The following is a 16276-nucleotide window of genomic DNA, read 5'->3' as shown; positions in this document are numbered from 1 at the left end:
TCGACAAGACTAAAAAATGACTGAGACCAAATAAATTTACTGCCCCCCCTATTTACGTCTTTCTATCGAACCAAGCAATATTTTTAAATCAGATATATCAGCCTCATAAAATGCATTGCACTGCGAAACAACTACATAATTTGAATCTACCTGCTTCTCGAGAGTAGTGCAAACTACGCCTGCTCCTTCCTCTCCACCTTGTCCCTCATATACGACATCCTTCATATCCAACAACTTCCAGCCTGTTTCCGCAAACTTCAGTTTCGCCGCAGCGGAAGCATCATCGTAGTGCAGAATTGCTTCTGGATAGGGCAATTCAATAAAATTATTGTATCGCGACTGAGTTCCATCCCCCACAGCCTTCAACACCAAACCCAAATCATCTCCACTTACAATATACGTTGGTAAGTTTTCAAGATTCGTTTCATAAGAAGGCTGACCAGATGGCGCCAACTTCAGTATATTCAGGCCGTCTTTCGGCGTACAACTGACAAGCTTAAGTTTAAATCGCAAATCGTCAAATTCACAATGCCGCTCCTCAGCACATGCTGAAATCGAAAAAAGAACGACACAGAACAAACCTAACACAGAGAAGTTAATTCTATACTTTGTCACTTAGCACGCTCCACATAGGCACAAGTGCATTTTGTCTTTCGGCATTATGTTCTGGAGTACTATTGGGGTTACCTCTATTAATGACGGAACCGACTACAGTAGAAACAGATGGGGTGGGACCACTATCCGCGTGCTTACTGATTTTTTCCCTCACCCAAAAGAAACCAGATGCATCGCAAGCATTGTAATCATCTGTGGCTAGAAGTGCCGAATGGGGATCCGTTGTGAAATCTTTCCCACGGTACTTTTCATAGCTCGTGTAGTTTTTTCTTCCGGTAATTTGCAAAAATCCACGACCATGAAATCTATCACCATCGCCTGCCATACCACCATTTGCGGCGTTAGCAGCTCCGTTTCCCATCCCAGCAGCCTTAGTTAATACTTGGCCAGGACGCGAAGTCATATAACCAGCTCGGTTAATGGTTGGCTTTGGATTTGGTCCAGGGTTGGGAAGTTCTACGGGCCTTCGACCGGATGGTAGATTACGTACTCTAGTAACGGCATTATCATAATCTTCGCCTGCTTCAGCTGGAGTGATAACTTCATACATTGTTCGAAAGTAACGTGTACCGCCGATTTCCTCTCGGTATCTCCACCATCCGGTTTCTATTCCCACTTGAGAGAAAAAATGAGCCATTCTAAGTTTTGAACTGCTGATCAAATATTTCGAAAGCATCCTATTCATTTGAATTCTTAAGCCAGCAGCACGTTGTCTTCCAAGTGCATCAGAAGGTTTAAGGACACTTGCCAGTTCTTCACTACTAAGCCAACCGCACGATCTGAATACACGAATAAATTCAAGCGGAGGGAAGTGCCAATGTTTGCTTTCGATACCCGTCAAATTAGCTTCTTCCCAGAATGCCAACTCTTTTTGATGGTTTTTTATTTTTTCATATTGCTCCTGCGGCATCGGCCCACCATCCGCAACTTTCAGCAACCAGCCATAACGGGTATCAAAGTCGTTCGCCGTCCATTCGGTCGGAAACTTGCATATAAGGCGTTTTAGAAGTTGCTGTGTGTCACCCGAGCGTAATCGAGACATACTCAACTGGCGCTCATTTGTGTAACGCTCAGACAAGTTTTGTTTTTCTTCATCTGAAAGAACTGCGTAACCTGGTGAGCACGCAATACTAATAGCATCACCATCCTCATGTTTAACGGTGTTCGTCCCCAAACCTAGGAGACTCTTAATGTAATCTGACTGGCAATGACTATCTGTGTCCGTATCATCACTAACTAAACGCCACCCCTGCCAATGAGGAAAATCGGCATCGCTGAATTTGGTCACACTGTCGGCATTCAAGTTCACCCAACCGGCCTTACTCTGCTCTCCTGCCTTACCCGGAAACTTGATTTGGCGCCAGTGCGCGGCATCAACAGGCTGCAGAGTATCAGGTCCTAGTACACGCCCAAACCGTAGCAACTCATATCCAGCACTCGGAGACTGCGGGTAGTACTGCTTAGCCTTGTCGTAAAGTTTGTACGCATACGCAGCCTCCTCTGGTTGACTGCCAATTTCCTGTCCACTCAAATAAAAGGAAGTCAAATTGCATTCGCCCTTTTCGTAACGCATGCGCACGTAGATACCTTCTTGAAGCATGGATGCTACCGCAGGTTCATATCCGTCCACTGTAGCGGAAGGATCTGAAGAGGATGCAGTGCTGCCACCTTCTTGGATCGGTACGGTCGTGGGCATGGCCGGAGGTCTATAGGCTACCGCAGCACTGTTCAACGGTTGCCGGCGGTCATTAGGAGGAGCGCTGTAAAGCAAAACTTCCGGTGGTACGAAAAAGTACATATCTCCCCAGCAACTATTTTTTCGCCCGTTTTGCGTTTGATATTTGAGATCGAGTGTGTCCCTTCCCGTCAAATTGGCTATCTGACCTTGATCTGCAATAACTTCAAAATGGATCCGCCCTTTGCTTCCGTAAATGCTGCCCGCTTCACCAATGGAGTCTTTTCTGCTGATCACTTTTCCTATCTGTGGGCTATTCAGACTGATCTTCGATAGGTGCATATAGATGGAATAGAAGACTACTTTTGACTGTGCTTCCTCGCCAATTTCGGTCTCATGACGCAGAACCACACAACCTTTATCGGTCCATCCCCCTCGGAAATTTAGCGGATGGGCCGAATCTGCGTTTTCAGGAATCGAATCGCGGAAATACACCAATGTCCCATCGCAAATTGCTCTCACGGGCAATGCTCGCCCGCCCTCTTGGGGAGCAGTGAGATGGACGCCTCCATGCCAATTAAGATCAAAGCTAAGCGGATAACCACCATCGCCAGGAACACCACCAACCATAGCGCGCGCCAGAAATGCCTCGTCGGTTTCTCCCGCAACTGGGGCAGGAATAAAGGGAGGGCTAATGATCATTTTGAAAAATCCTTGTTCATATTGATGCTTATACGTCCATTCATAACGAGAACGGGTAATCGACAGTTGGTTTAACCTTCTCAGGCACAGCATTCCCCAACGCCTGATCCATCAAACTCCCCGCCTTATCCTTATCCGCAGCCCCCGGCAACACCGGCGGCTTAATTCCAATCCCTGTCCCGCTCCCTGCCGAACCACCCGCATTAATCTTCACCACCGGCCCAACAACGGTCACACCACCGGCATCCAGCTTGATAAAGCTCCCTCCCCCCAAAATGGTGAGTTCGCTGCCAGCCTCAATAACAATCTTCGCCCCAGCCTTCAGATGAATCTCTTTCCCGACACTAGTCAGCTGCGCAGTCCCGAGCTTCACGTGCTGGTTCTGCCCAATCGTCAGGTGATCATCCAGCCGCGCTTCAACCTTGCGGTCGGCGATGGTGGTGCGGTGTTCTTCGGCTTTCAGCTCGGTGTAGGTGTTCTTCACCACCGTGTCATGCCGTTCATTGCCGACGCGAATCTTCTGGTCGTGCTCAATGTTTTCATCCCAATCCCGCTGGGCATGAATAAAGATCTGCTCCGCACCCTTCTTGTCTTCAATGCGCAGTTCATTGAACCCACCGCCCCCCGGGGAGCTGAGGGTTTTGAAGACGGTGCGGGTTTTGTTCGCCGGCAATTCGTAGGGGACCTGGTTTTCCTTGTGGTACAGGCACCCGATCACCAGCGGCTGATCGGGATCCCCTTCAAGGAACGTCACCAGCACTTCCATCCCAATACGCGGAATGATGATGGCGCCGTAGCGATCCCCGGCCCAACTGGAAGACACGCGCATCCAGCAACTGGTTTTGTCGTCGGCCTGGCCTTCGCGGTCCCAGTGGAATTGCACTTTGATGCGGCCGTACTGATCGCAGTGGATTTCTTCGCCCTTGGGCCCTGTGACCATGGCGGTCTGGCTGCCGAGGACGCGGGGTTTCGGGTGTTCCAGCGCGGGGCGGTAGAAGACGTTCCATGGGGTGGCGAGGAAGCGGTTGCGGTAGCCCTGGTGGAAGTCATCTTTGTTGTCGGTGGTGTCGCTGGTCACGGACTCTTCGAGGACTTGCGGTTGTTTGCCTTCGTGGACGATTTCGGTGAGCAGCCAGAGGTCGTTCCACTCGGTGCGCGGGTGGTCGGACATTTCCAGGAAGTGGCCGCTGATCAGCCTGGTCTGGTCGCCGTGACCTTCGGCTTGCTGGTAGTCGGCGCGGTGGCGTTCGAGGGCGCGTTGGCTGAGGAATTTGCCGCGCGCGCGGTCGAGGAAGCGGCCAGGGTAGTCGTAATCTTCCAGATCCGGTTCGGTGCTTTCGCCGTCGGGTTTGTAGGCGGCTTCGAGTTGCAGGCGCGGTTTTTCGAAATCGTAGTCGCGGCGCGTGACGCGGCCGGTGCGGGTTTCGAGGCGCAGTTTGAAGCCTTTGATGACGGGCTCGTCGGCGACCATGCCGCTGCCTTGCACATACGCGGTTGGCTGGCCGAGCTTCGGAAATACGGTCTGGTCGTCGCCGAAGACCAGCAGATGGGTTTTGTCGCTGTGCTGGAAGTGGTAGTGAATGCCTTCCTCTTCGCATAGGCGCTGGACGAAGTGCAGGTCGGTTTCGTCGTACTGCACGCAGTAGTCGCGATCCGGGCACGGCTGGCTGAGCTGGAAGCGGTAGGCGTTGCCCTTGATGCCGTGTTCGTCGAGGATCAGCGCGATGATTTTCGGCGCGGACATCTGCTGGTAGATGCGCTGGTTGGTGCGGTGATGCAGGTATTGCAGTTGCGGCACCAGGGAGATTTTGTAGCGGGTCAGGCGCTTGCCGGCGTCACCTTGGGCGACGCGGTAGATCTGGCCGTGGATGCCGGAACCCTGTGGATCGAACGCCAGGAACGCCTGTTTGTGCAGGAGTTTTTCCAGGTCCAGATCGGGGTTTTCGCTGACCAGTTCGAGGTCGAAGCGATACGGCTGGCTGATGCCTTCAGTGCCGGTGAACGACAGCACTTGCAGGTCGCCCACGTAGTCTTCAACAGTGAGGCTGAAGTGGGTTTCGTTAGCTGAGTTGAACATTGCTTGCTCCCTGTTCGGTAGTCATCCGTTACGCCCGCAGTCGCAGGCGTTGCAGCAAAGACGAAGTGGCGCCCAGGGCGTCACGCAGTTGGGCGGCGGTGATGGTGCGCTTGGCCGCATCGAAAGCCAGCGCCGTTCGCAGGGCTGGCCAGCAGTGTTTCGGTAGATTCCGTGGAGCGTGCAGTTCGCGTTCGAGGTGGCCGTCGCGGGCTTCGGTCGACGGCAAGCGGCGGAACGGGTGTTTGCCGCCCGCCAGTTCGTAGAGCACGCAGGCCACGCCGTAGACATCTGCACTGGCCGACAGCGGTTGGCCTTCAAGCAGTTCGGGGGCGGCGTAGCCCGGGGTCCAGGCGTTGAAGCGGTCGCGGCTCAGGTGTGGCAAGCCAGGCAGGATGCCCTCTTCAGCCTGGCCGAGGCCGAAGTCGAACAGGCGCACGCCTTCTTCGCTGAGCATCACGTTGCTTGGCTTCATGTCACCGTGCAGCACGCCGCGAGCGTGGGCGTAGGCCAACGCGTCGAGCAGCGGCAGCGCGATGTCGCGCAGTTCTTTCCACGGCAGGCCCAGGGGGCGCTCGCAGAGTAATTTGTCCAGGGTCAGCCCACGCATGAGTTCCATGGTGATGAAGGCGCGCTGGCAATCGGTGTCCACTTCAAAGCTGTGCAAGCGCAGCACGTTGTCGTGGCGCAGGCGCCGGATCAGGGCGAACTCGCTGTAGAGCAAGGCGCTGGCGTCCGGCGATTCGGCAAATTCTTCGCTGAGGATTTTCAGCGCGATATAAGGGTCGGGATCGCCGAACTGTTCGCTCAGCAAGTCCCGTGCGCGGTAAACCGCGCCCATGCCGCCGGCACCGAGCAGACGCTCGATGCGGTAACGGCCTGCGAGCACGTCGGGCATTTCGCCGATGCTGGCCTTGGTTGGCGCCAGCGCAGGCTCAGCTTTATGCGACTTGGCGAACGCAAAGTAAGTCAGGTTATTGGCTTCCTCGTCGGTCACCAGCAGGTCGTCGAGCGGCGGCATGAGTTGGGTCATTGTCGGATCACCACGGCAGTCAGGTTGTCCCGGGCCGAGCCACGCAAGGCGCCATCGAACAGACGCTCCAGCGCAACGTGCGGCGCGGTCAGGCTCAGGGCGTTGCCCAAGGCATCGCTGCTGAGTCCTTGGTACAAACCGTCGCTGCACAACAGAAACGTATCGCCGGGGTAGACCTCGAGTTCGAGCACGTCCAGCGTCAGCACATCAGCCGCCCCGACCGCACGGGTCAGGGCATGGGCCGATGGATGCGCACGGGCGTCCTCGACGCTCATGTTTTGCTCGTCGATCAGTTGCTGTTGCAGCGAATGGTCCTTGGACAGCTGATACAAACGCTGGCCGCGCCACAGGTAGCAACGGCTGTCGCCGGCCCAGATACAGGCCGCTCGATTGCCTTCCACCAGCAGCGCCACCACGGTGCTGCCCATGATGCTGTCATGGCGCCCGGCGGTGACGGTCAACTCCTGACCCAAGCGGCGATTCAACCAGTGCAGGCACTGGCGAATACCTTTGAGTCGTTCGTCGAAGTCGTCCTGCACCGGCAATTCCGCCAGGCTGGCGACGATCAATTGGCTGGCGATGTCGCCACCCTGATGACCGCCCATGCCGTCCGCGACCACCCACAGCCCCTGCTGTGGACAGTCGAGGAAAGCATCTTCGTTGCGCGCCCGAACCTTGCCCGGATCGGTACGCGCAGCGCTGCGCCAGGGACTGGCAACCAGCATCAGAGCTGCACCGGCATACGGAAGGTGCGCAGCACGCCCATGTCGAACGGGTTCGGCGTGCGCTGGCTGCTGAGCAGGTAATTGGCGCGCAGGCCACCCACGTCAGCTTTCAGGACCATCACGTCGCGACCGTTCAGGTACTCGGTCTGCATCAGGTCGAACAGACGGAACAGCGACCACGGGCCGGTGTTCTTCTCGATGCCGATCGGGCGGCCAGCCATTTTGTCGAGGACCAGGCTGGTGCGACCGTCTTCAGCGTCGGTCGGCCATTTGAAGGACACCGGCACGATCGGGCCGTGACGGTATTCGATGGTCTTGTCGCCAAACTTGAACTCGGAACGGCTGACAGCCGGGTCGAGGGTGTACGGCTCCAGTTTGAACTGCACTTGCGGCTCGGCCGGGTTGACCGAGAAGAAGCTCTGGCGGATCACTTGGGCCGCGGCCATCTGGTCGAGGTAGACCTTGGAGATCGGCATGCTGTGACCGTCGATGGAACGCAGACGGTAATTGCCTGGATCGCCACTGACGAACGGACGCATGTAGGTCTCGAAGAAGCGATCGTTGATGCCCTGCGCCTTGAAGAACTCGCGGAAGTCGCTGATCGCGACGTCGCTGGTGCTGTGGGCGCTGAACGGGTAACGCTTGTTGATCGCCTTGCCGTAGAAGCTGTACAGCTCGCTCTGATAACGCTGGTTCAGGTACTGGTAGGAATCGTTCAGCACCAGACGCCAGGTGTCTTCGGCCAGGACGTTGAACCACACGCTGACCGGACGCGGCAGACGGTTCGAGGCATTGCGCAAGTTGCTCAGCGCATCACGCTGGCCGCTCATGCGAGTCTTGGCCATTTCGAACGCGGCCTGATCCGGGGAACTGGCACGCGCCAGGCTCGCCAGTTGCAGTTGCAGGTCGTTGAGCGCCGTCAGTGCCGGGGTCAAATCAGCGGCCGGGCCGTTGTTGTCATCCAGCAGACGGTGCAACGGTTCGAAGCGGCGTTGCAGGGATTTCTTCGCGGTATCCGGCAGGTTTTTGATCGCCGCCATCTCCGAAGCCTGGTCCGCTGCGGCAGACGCCAGTTTGCCCAGCTTGCCCAATTTGCCTTTCTGATCGGCCAGTGCTCCAGCGGCTTCAGCCGCTTGCTCAGCCGGTTCGGCTTCTGCCGGGAACCGGGTGTTCTCGCGCACTTCCACCAGCAGTTGCAGCACCGGGGAATTGGCCGACGTCAGGCCCGCCAGTTGCTCGGCGCCCTCGCCCGCATCGTTGATCGGTGGCAGGGCAACCTGGCCGACCGCCTCACTCCAGAAGTTGGCGTAGTCGCGGAAGTACAATTGCTCCAGTTCGACCATCAGGCGACGCAAGTCCATGCCGCTGATGCCCGCGCCTTCGCCCAGTACCCAGTTGTCACGCAGGATATCGGTGACCAGCGCGCTGCCCTGAACCGAGAAATACTGCTGATAACCCTGCTGGGTGTAGAACCCCGGGATCACGTAATCGGTGCCGACAAACAGCGAAGCCTGCGGACCGATGTGTTGGCTCAGACGGTATTCCGGCAGGTTGCGGGCCTGCTCGCGCAGCATCCGGTAAACCACGTTGGCCAGCGACTCGCTGCGCAATACCTGACGCGCTTGGGCCACCAGTTGATCGTTCAGCGGGTAGATAAACGGCTGCTTGAGCAGACGCTCGAAGTGCGTGTTCAAACCGTTCTGCACCGCAGTGTTGCCGGCGTAACGCTGGGACCAGTCAGTGGCGACCCAATCCTTGAGCCATGCCGCATCGCGACGATCCTTCATGTTCAGCATCAGGTACGCGCGCAGGCTGTTGAGCAAGCGTTCGCGGTCCTTCATGTTGGCGCGGATCTGCCCTTCCAGCAGCGTCGCAACCTTCGGCAGCAACTGCGCTTCGAGCTCACGCTCGTAGGCGTCCTTGACCACCGGGTTGACCTCTTCACCTTGGTACAGGCCGCCACGCTCGTGGTACGACACGTCACCTTTTTTCGGGAAGACCTGGGTCGCCGCATAGCTGGTGTCGAGGGTCTTGAGCACGGCCATGGAATCATCACGCGCGGTCAGGGCCGAGCGCTGCTGAGTCCAGTTGGTGGCCAGGTTGCGCAGGTTTTCCAGACGCTCGTAGTTAGCGGAGAAACCGCCGGCCCAAAGCATACCGAACAGCGCCAGTGCCGCCAGTGCGCCCACGTAAAGGGCACGTTGCCCCCAATGGATGCGGCTGCGTTCGCGCTTGTCCAGACCGGCCAGGTCGGCCTCGGGGAAAATCACCCGGCTGAGCAAATGGTGAATGAACCGCGAACGGCCACTGCGCAAGGTCGGCAGCATGCCGGCGCTCATTCCCAGACTGGCGCCGATGCCGGCGGTGGTCTGGTCCATCTCTTGGGTCAGGTGCGGGGCGCTGGTCAGGTAGAAACCACGCAACTGGCTGACACGCTGGTAGCGGTTGCCGGTGAACGCCATGTCGACGAACAGGCAAAGGCGCTCGCCGATCTGCCCCAGTTGATGCGGGAAGTCGAGGATGCGGCCACGGCGCTGGGTATCGCGCTCCTGGTGCATGCGCATGATCACCTGGCTGTTCAGGCGACGCAGCAGCTCTTCGAACTCGGCGCGCAGAACGGCAACGTCGGTGCCGCTCTGCTCTTTGCGGAAGCTGGTGCCGAGCACCTGATCGCTTTCTTCACGGGTCAGTTGATCGAAGAACTCGTCGAAACCAAGCAGCTTGTCGGCCTTGCTCAGCACCAGATAAACCGGCACATCGACATGCAGTTTCTGATGCACGTCTTGCAGACGCGCACGCACCTGGCGAGCCAGGGTGTCGAGGTCCTGCTCGGTGTTGCCCAGCAGCAATTCAACCGGGATGGTCACCAGCACGCCGTTCAACGGACGGTTGCGGCGACGCTTGCGCAGCAGGTCGAGCAAGGTGCTCCAGGCACTGCCATCGACTTCGGCATCCGGCTGGGTCAGGTAACGCCCGGCGGTGTCGATCAGCACACCGTGGTCGGCGAAGTACCAGTCGCAATGACGGGTGCCGAGGGTGTCGCGGGTCAGCTTGCGGTCGATCTTGTTGATCGGAAACTCAAGGCCCGAGAAGTCCAGCAGGCTGGTCTTGCCACTGCCCTGCGGGCCGATCAGCAAGTACCACGGCAAGTCACTGCGCCAGCGTTCGCTGCGACCGCGATACAGGCTCGAGGTCTTCAGGGTTTTCAACGCATCCTTGAAGCGCACGCGAAGTTCTTTCTGCTCTTCGTCGATCAGCTCTTCACGGCGGATACGATCCTGGCCGTCTTCGGTGTCTTCGATAGCCTTTTTGCGTACGCCAGCGCGCCAGCTGACGAAGACCATGGTCAGGCCCCAGATCAGGAACAGCACACTGATGGTCAGCAGGCGGGAGGTCGAACCTTCCCAGAACTTGTAGTCATCAACGGCCAGCAGCGGCCCGACAAACCACACCAGCAGCGCGACAAACAGCACCACCAGCAAGGTCCAGACCCAGGTCTTGCGCAAGAATGCGCCGACTTTCTTGAAAAACTTTTTCATCACACGTCCCTGTTTACGGCTGCGACTGCGGCTGGACCGCGGCCGGATCTAGCTGCTGAAAAGGTTGCAGAACGGTTTCGCGTTGCTCGCCCAATACCCAGGCGAAACCCGAATACATCACCACCAGGCAGACCACGGTGAACAGCACCACCATCCACGCCGGCACGATGCGCACCAGGCTGCGGCGCTGATCGTTCAAGCCTTCCCAATGCGGCGACAACTCACGAGGCACGTCGCCGCGCAACTGACGGATCTGGCGATACAAGGCGTCGCGGATGCCTTCGAGCTCGAGCATGCCGCGGGCTTGCACCCGGTATTTGCCTTCGAAACCGAGGGACAGGCACAGGTACATCAGCTCCAGCATCGGCAGGTGCTTGACCGGGTTTTTCGACAGGCGATCGAGCAGCTGGAAGAACTTCTCGCCACCGAAGGTTTCGTTGTGGAAGCTGCTGAGCAGGCTCATCTGCGACCACTCGCTTTCGTTGCCCCACGGCGTGGTCACGACGGCTTCGTCGACCACGGTGCAGAGCACGTAACGCGCGGCCATCACCTGGCTGCTTTCGGCGCCGTTGTGCAGGGCGCGCACTTCAAACAGTTTCAGCCCGGCAGTCAGGCGCTCGTTGAGCGCGTACATGTCTTCGCGGGTATCGCTGTGCTTGAGGCGCACCACTTCCGACAACAGATCGGACGCCGCGGCCACCAGCGAATTGAGGCTGATGTTGAAGGATTCCGCCGGGCGCAGGCGCGCGGCATAAATCATCCGTTCTTCAAGCTGTTCGAAGCGCGGCGGTGCAGCGAAGTCTGTCAGCGGACTCGAAGCAGGGCCGTGGCCCTGGCGGTCGAGCAGGACGGTTTTATCGTCCTGGTTATGTTCCATGTCCTTGATCATGTCGGTCAGTTCCTGATGGCCCAGAATTTCAGTTCAAGCTCGGCAAATTCGCCGGACACGTGGAACGCGAAGCCGCCGGAGCGCTCGAGTTGTGCCAGGTCTTCGGAACTGAGTTCGAGAATGAAATAGGTTTTGTTGGAGTGGAACGCGATCTGCCGTGGTGCAACCGGCAACGGTTTGACCTTGATCCCCGGCAGGTGCAGGTTGACCAGCTGGCGGATGCGCTCCACCGGGCCGACCTTGAGGTGCGCCGGCAAGCGGTGGCGCAATTCTTCGGAGTCGCAGTTGGCACTGGCGGCGAGCACGAACGAGGCCGAGCCCAGCAGTTTATGGTCGTGCAACGGCGAGACGATGATCCCGTACTGACGCGCTTGCAGCACCAGTTCGATGGCGTGCTGTTCGAGCACCATCGACAGCACCTGACGAATCGCTTCCATCAGTTTGCGGAAGCTCGCGCCCTGGTCGCTGTGCTGGTAACGGCTGTCCAGACGCGGGCGTTTACTGTCGCTGGAGAAGGTTGCCAAGTCGCCGAGCATGGTCAGCAGCGTGCGGTACAACTCTTCCGGGTGAACCTGCTCCAGGCCGAGGTAGTGACGCAGCAGCAGTTCGGTGCGGTTGATCAGTTGCAGCATCATGAAGTCGCCGACTTCCGCGCCACCGACCTTGCCGTTGGAACGGATGCGCTCGGCGATGGTGTCGCCACGGTGACCGAGCATGCTGATCACTTCTTTCAGGCACGACAGCAAGTAGCTGGAGGCATGCGCCTGAATGTAGGTCGGCACGAAATCCGGGTCGAGGCTGATCACGCCGTCGGGCGTGGTGTCGAGCACTTCGCAGATTTTCAGCTTCACGTAAGCCTGGTCGCTCTGTTGCTCACCGAGCAAGAGTTTGAAGTCCGGGCGGCCACAGCTGACCTGGCTGGCTGAGTCATCGCCGGCGTTGGAGTCGGCCACTTCCGCTTCATACGCGGTATAGCGCGCCAGCACGTCGGATTGCTCCGGGCGGCGGGACTCGATGTGATTGCCGGTGACCAGTGGCAGTGCCAGGTAGATCGGCGTGTTGCCAGTGTTCGGCGGCACGTCGAGGGCCAACGGCTCGGTGTTGCCGCCGAGTTCGAACAGACTGCCGTCCGGCAGAATCCCCGAGGCCTGGCTGATCACCAGTTTGCCCATGTTGAGGAACTGCAAATCGATTTCCAGATTGAGGAAGCCCCAGGTGTAGCTGCCCAGCAACTGGGTGCGGGTCTTCATCTGGTGCTCGTAATAACGGTCGTTATGCTGGAAGTGCTGCGGACGCAGCAGCATGCCTTCCTGCCAAATGACTTTATGGGAATTCATGTTCAGTCATCCGCCTTGGCGAGCGTTTCGTTGCTGTTGCGAATACCGGCCTGATCGAGGGTCAGGTCTGCGTCGGTGACTTCCACCGGGGTGATTTGCACCGTATAGCGCCATTTGGTTTCTGGCAGGTCGCGGTAGGCGGCGAGGATGCCGACGTAGCGGCTGCCCTCCTCCACGCTGAGCTTGAGTTCGACGGTTTCGCCCGGGCGCAGTTCGAGTTCTTCGCTGGCCACCAGGTCCGGGGCCAGGGATTCCTTGGCGCGCTCGTACAGGCTGAAGAAGTCAGCGTTCTCGAAGGTCACCGGGTGCTTGAGCTCGAACAGGCGCACGACGATCGGCGACGGACGCCCGTTGAGGTCCGGGTTCAGCTGATCGCTGGCGGTGAGCTTCAAGTTGAGCTTGGTGACGTGGGAATACGGCGACAGCGACGAGCAGCCAGCCAGCAGCACCAGGGCCGCGAACGCCGTCAGCGTCTTGAAAAAAGCGGTCGAGCAGCGAGACATGCGCATCATCCTTGGTGGTCGGTGTGAAGGGTGGAAATCAGACGGATCTGTTCTTCGTAGGCCTGGGCAAAATCTCGGGCCAACAGGCGCTCGCTCCAGTCATCGTCCTGGCGCAGGGCCTGGTGATAACGACCGTAGGCTCTCCAGCGGCTGCCGGACGTGGCCAGCAACGGCTTGTTGTCGCGCTCGAAACGCAGGGTCAGTTGCTGCGGCGAGAAGTGTTCCAGCGTGCCGCGAACGGCGGCGCGGCTGGCGGTCAGCAATGCCACCTGATGCGCCTGCAAATCACGGAACGCACGGGAGATCGCTTGCTCGGGCGGCATCTGGCCCGGCTTGTTCGGCTGCAACAAAATGCCCAGCGCTTCGCCGGCATCGACGGCGAATTTCAGCGGGTTCTTGTGAGTGCCTTGCACCGTGGTCTGGGCCAGGCGCAGTTCGTTTTTCAGTTCGCTGCGGGTGCGGAGGCTCTGCTGCAACCCGCCGACGCTCTGCTTGAGCAAGCGGGCAGCGTTCAGCGCCATGGCTTCGCGGGCGTCGTGGTCGAGGCCTTTGAGGTCCACGCCCAGCGCGGCGCCGAAGTGCTCCCAGAAACCTTCGCTCTGACGCTCGACCGCTTTGGGCGGTGGAGCAGGGGCTGGCTCTGCCGGGGCGTTGATCAGCTCCGGGACCATCAGGCTTTCCATGTCGATGCGGGCGTAGTCGGCGCGCTGACGGGTGTCCTCAATGGTCGTGCTCGGGGAGATCAGTTCGTCGATTTCCGAATACACGCGCTCTTGCTGATCGAGAGCGTTCAGCGGGTCGAGGTCGAGGAACGCATCGTCCGGAATGATGCTGCCGGCCGCTTGCGGACGGCCGACTTCGACGTCGAAGGTCGCCGGATCGCGGACCAGTCGCGCACGGATCTCGAAATCACCCAGCACGTACACGCTGCCGTGCTCGATGCGCATCGCTTCGCCCTTGCGCAGGCGCGCGCCGCTCTCGCTGTCCTGGATACCGTTGCTGCTGGTATCGGTCAGGAAAAACGTGCCTTCGCGGTAGCTGATCAACGCGTGGTGGTTGGACAGGTGACGCTTGCGGTCAGGGATGATCCAGTCGCAGTCCTCGCCCCGGCCAATCACGCCACCGGCCTGTTTGAAGGTCTTCTGGCACAAATCCGTGGGCACGAATTGCTTGGTGTTCAGCATTTCGAAAACCAGTTCCATGGTGATACTCCTTGCGGTCACTTGCCGCGATTGACCGCCTGCGGATCACCCAATGGGCGATAGGTGTTGTCGTTGTATTTGTAATTGCCGCTACAGCCGCCGAGGCCGCATAGAACGACGAGGGTCAGCAGGACGGCTTGCCAGTGACGAACAGGCATCAGAGGGTCTCCATGGGTAGACAAAGCACAAAGCGCCGACCCGGTTGGGCGGCGCTATCGAAAGCAGATGAAATGGGTTGTGGGGCTCTAATCCGGTGGTTAGAGCCGATCCCCTGTGGCGAGGGAGCGTGCTCCCGCTCGGCTGCGCAGCAGTCGTAAATCAACGAATGCGGTTTGACTGAGACACCGCGGCGCATGGTTTTGGGGCTCCTGCCCAGCCCAGCGGGAGCACGCTCCCTCGCCACAGGGAATGTGCTGGCCAAAGCAAGCATTCCAGCCAGAGTTATTGGTGGGTAGAAAATGGGGTTAACCATCGAAATCACCCAAATTGATATTCAGGCGCCCAAGGCGATAAAGCAGCGTGCGGCGTGGCAGGCCGAGTTCGCGGGCGGCGAGGGTCTGGTTGCCGTCGTTTTTGCGCAGGCAATCGAGCAACAGGCTGCGTTCGACCTGCTCCAGGCGTTCGCGCAGGTTCAGGCTGTTGTCTTCGGGCATGGCCTCCATGCGCAGGGAGAAATGCTCGGCCAGCAACTCACCGCCCTCGCACAGCAACACCGCGCGTTCGACCAGGCCTTTGAGTTCGCGCACGTTGCCGGGGAACGCATAGCCGGACAGGTGATCCAGCGCCGCATCGGACCAACGCACCGCATCGCGCTGCAAGAACGAGCACGCCTTGTCGGCGAAATGCCGGGCCAGGTCGAGGATGTCGCCTTCGCGCTGGCGCAGTGCCGGGAGCTCGATCGGGAATTGCGCGAGGCGGTAGTACAAGTCCTCGCGGAATTTGCCTTCGCTGACCAGCACCGACAAATCCCGGTGCGTCGCGGCAATGATGCGCACGTCAATCTTATGGGTGTCGTTGGAACCCAGCGGACGAATCTCGCCTTCCTGCAAAACCCGCAACAGCTTGGCTTGCAGGGACAGCGGCATGTCACCGATTTCATCGAGCAACAAGGTGCCGCCATTGGCCGCGTCGAACAGCCCGGCACGGTCGCGGTCCGCGCCGGTGAACGCGCCTTTGCGGTAGCCGAACAGTTCGCTTTCCAACAGGTTCTCGGGGAACGCCGCGCAGTTCTGCACGATGAACGCCTGGGAACGGCGCGGGCCACAGTCGTGGATGGCGCGTGCGACCACTTCCTTGCCGGTACCGGTTTCGCCGCGCAGCAGCACGGTGTACGGGCTGTGCAGGACTTTGCTGATCAGCGAATACGTCTCGCGCATGGCCTTGCTCTTGCCGATCAGGCCATAACCGCTGGCGCTCGGGACGCTGGCCTTCAACGGTCTCGCCTCACCCGCCGGCTGGCGCAAACGCTGCAACAGATGCAGTTGGCCCAGCACGAACGAACCCAGTTGAGCGAGGGAATCGGCAAAGCCTTGCAGGTCGACGTGCCGGCGACTGGCGCACAGCAGCAAGCCTTCGACAGCTTTCTGCTGATTGACCAGCGGCACGCACAACAGCGACTGCCAAGGCGTGGCCTGTGGCGGCAAAAAGCTGGTTTCGTGCAGGCTGCCGCTCAACTCGCTGAGGCTCACTACGCGGTTCTGGCACAGGGCGAATTGCAGCAGTTGTTCACCGTTGTAATCCGCCGGCAGGCTCGCCGCTTCCCGGGGTTGCAGGATGCCGTTGAGGCACTCGGCGTTCATCCCCAGGCACGTGTGAGTCGCGTCCAGCAAGTACAGCTGCGTCAATTCGCAACCACTGAGCTCGGCCAGCCCGCGCACGAAGTCACCCAGCAGCGCAGCACCGTCCGCTGCGCGCGACAGGCTGGCGAATTGCGCCAGCAAGGCTTCGGCATACACCAGCGGTTGCGGCACTTGAGTGAACAT

Annotated in this window: 12 protein-coding genes; all 12 read right to left on the bottom strand. The window is 59.0% G+C overall.

Features of this window, described 5'->3' with window-relative positions; translation table 11 throughout:
* Positions 1 to 48 precede the first annotated feature (48 nt).
* Positions 49 to 615 carry a hypothetical protein gene (locus AC1ROI_RS06005; RefSeq protein ID WP_146012939.1) on the bottom strand — a complete coding sequence of 189 codons (567 nt, stop codon included), beginning with the start codon at positions 613 to 615 and terminating at the stop codon, positions 49 to 51.
* A complete protein-coding gene (locus AC1ROI_RS06000; RefSeq protein WP_146012940.1) occupies positions 602 to 2992 on the bottom strand; it encodes a M23 family metallopeptidase in 2391 nt (796 codons plus the stop codon). The genes AC1ROI_RS06005 and AC1ROI_RS06000 overlap by 14 nt, the downstream gene beginning before the upstream one ends.
* Positions 2993 to 3032: 40 nt before the next feature.
* Positions 3033 to 5069 (bottom strand): type VI secretion system Vgr family protein, encoded by a 2037-nt coding sequence (locus AC1ROI_RS05995; protein ID WP_102594557.1) that lies wholly within the window; start codon positions 5067 to 5069, stop codon positions 3033 to 3035.
* Between the two features lie 28 nt (positions 5070 to 5097).
* The gene (locus tag AC1ROI_RS05990) at positions 5098 to 6099 is read right to left on the bottom strand and encodes a serine/threonine-protein kinase (protein ID WP_077748566.1); all 1002 of its coding nucleotides are present in this window, start codon (positions 6097 to 6099) and stop codon (positions 5098 to 5100) included.
* Positions 6096 to 6824 carry a PP2C family protein-serine/threonine phosphatase gene (locus AC1ROI_RS05985; RefSeq protein ID WP_010465258.1) on the bottom strand — a complete coding sequence of 243 codons (729 nt, stop codon included), beginning with the start codon at positions 6822 to 6824 and terminating at the stop codon, positions 6096 to 6098. The genes AC1ROI_RS05990 and AC1ROI_RS05985 overlap by 4 nt, the downstream gene beginning before the upstream one ends.
* On the bottom strand, positions 6824 to 10363 hold the full coding sequence (tssM, locus tag AC1ROI_RS05980) for a type VI secretion system membrane subunit TssM (protein WP_083375451.1): 3540 nt from the start codon (positions 10361 to 10363) through the stop codon (positions 6824 to 6826). The genes AC1ROI_RS05985 and tssM overlap by 1 nt, the downstream gene beginning before the upstream one ends.
* A 13-nt stretch (positions 10364 to 10376) precedes the next feature.
* Positions 10377 to 11252, bottom strand: coding sequence for a type IVB secretion system protein IcmH/DotU (icmH, locus tag AC1ROI_RS05975; protein WP_010465262.1), 876 nt, complete (start codon positions 11250 to 11252; stop codon positions 10377 to 10379).
* A 5-nt stretch (positions 11253 to 11257) separates the two neighbouring features.
* The gene (gene tssK, locus AC1ROI_RS05970; RefSeq protein WP_010465264.1) at positions 11258 to 12589 is read right to left on the bottom strand and encodes a type VI secretion system baseplate subunit TssK; all 1332 of its coding nucleotides are present in this window, start codon (positions 12587 to 12589) and stop codon (positions 11258 to 11260) included.
* Between the two features lie 2 nt (positions 12590 to 12591).
* Positions 12592 to 13092, bottom strand: a complete 501-nt coding sequence (gene tssJ / locus AC1ROI_RS05965; RefSeq protein WP_010465266.1) for a type VI secretion system lipoprotein TssJ — start codon at positions 13090 to 13092, stop codon at positions 12592 to 12594.
* Positions 13093 to 13097: 5 nt separating this feature from the next.
* Positions 13098 to 14294, bottom strand: coding sequence for a type VI secretion system-associated FHA domain protein TagH (gene tagH, locus AC1ROI_RS05960; RefSeq protein ID WP_077748562.1), 1197 nt, complete (start codon positions 14292 to 14294; stop codon positions 13098 to 13100).
* 17 nt (positions 14295 to 14311) lie between these two features.
* Positions 14312 to 14452, bottom strand: a complete 141-nt coding sequence (locus AC1ROI_RS05955) for a hypothetical protein (RefSeq protein WP_007894589.1) — start codon at positions 14450 to 14452, stop codon at positions 14312 to 14314.
* A gap of 306 nt (positions 14453 to 14758) precedes the next feature.
* Positions 14759 to 16276, bottom strand: a complete 1518-nt coding sequence (locus tag AC1ROI_RS05950) for a sigma-54 interaction domain-containing protein (protein WP_102594558.1) — start codon at positions 16274 to 16276, stop codon at positions 14759 to 14761.

Source organism: Pseudomonas sp. GW823-FHT02C02 (genome assembly GCF_058797635.1).
The sequence above is the reverse complement of the archived record's forward strand: the minus strand, read 5'-3'. Positions and strand labels throughout refer to the sequence as shown.

Bases quoted from the DNA above. Each gene is read 5' to 3' on its own strand.
- AC1ROI_RS05955 (WP_007894589.1), bottom strand. From the start codon at position 14,452: ATGCCTGTTCGTCACTGGCAAGCCGTCCTGCTGACCCTCGTCGTTCTA.
- tssM (WP_083375451.1), bottom strand. From the start codon at position 10,363: ATGAAAAAGTTTTTCAAGAAAGTCGGCGCATTCTTGCGCAAGACCTGG.
- AC1ROI_RS05995 (WP_102594557.1), bottom strand. From the start codon at position 5,069: ATGTTCAACTCAGCTAACGAAACCCACTTCAGCCTCACTGTTGAAGAC.
- tagH (WP_077748562.1), bottom strand. From the start codon at position 14,294: ATGGAACTGGTTTTCGAAATGCTGAACACCAAGCAATTCGTGCCCACG.
- icmH (WP_010465262.1), bottom strand. From the start codon at position 11,252: ATGATCAAGGACATGGAACATAACCAGGACGATAAAACCGTCCTGCTC.
- tssJ (WP_010465266.1), bottom strand. From the start codon at position 13,092: ATGTCTCGCTGCTCGACCGCTTTTTTCAAGACGCTGACGGCGTTCGCG.
- AC1ROI_RS06000 (WP_146012940.1), bottom strand. From the start codon at position 2,992: ATGATCATTAGCCCTCCCTTTATTCCTGCCCCAGTTGCGGGAGAAACC.
- AC1ROI_RS05985 (WP_010465258.1), bottom strand. From the start codon at position 6,824: ATGCTGGTTGCCAGTCCCTGGCGCAGCGCTGCGCGTACCGATCCGGGC.
- tssK (WP_010465264.1), bottom strand. From the start codon at position 12,589: ATGAATTCCCATAAAGTCATTTGGCAGGAAGGCATGCTGCTGCGTCCG.
- AC1ROI_RS05990 (WP_077748566.1), bottom strand. From the start codon at position 6,099: ATGACCCAACTCATGCCGCCGCTCGACGACCTGCTGGTGACCGACGAG.
- AC1ROI_RS05950 (WP_102594558.1), bottom strand. From the start codon at position 16,276: ATGTTCACTCAAGTGCCGCAACCGCTGGTGTATGCCGAAGCCTTGCTG.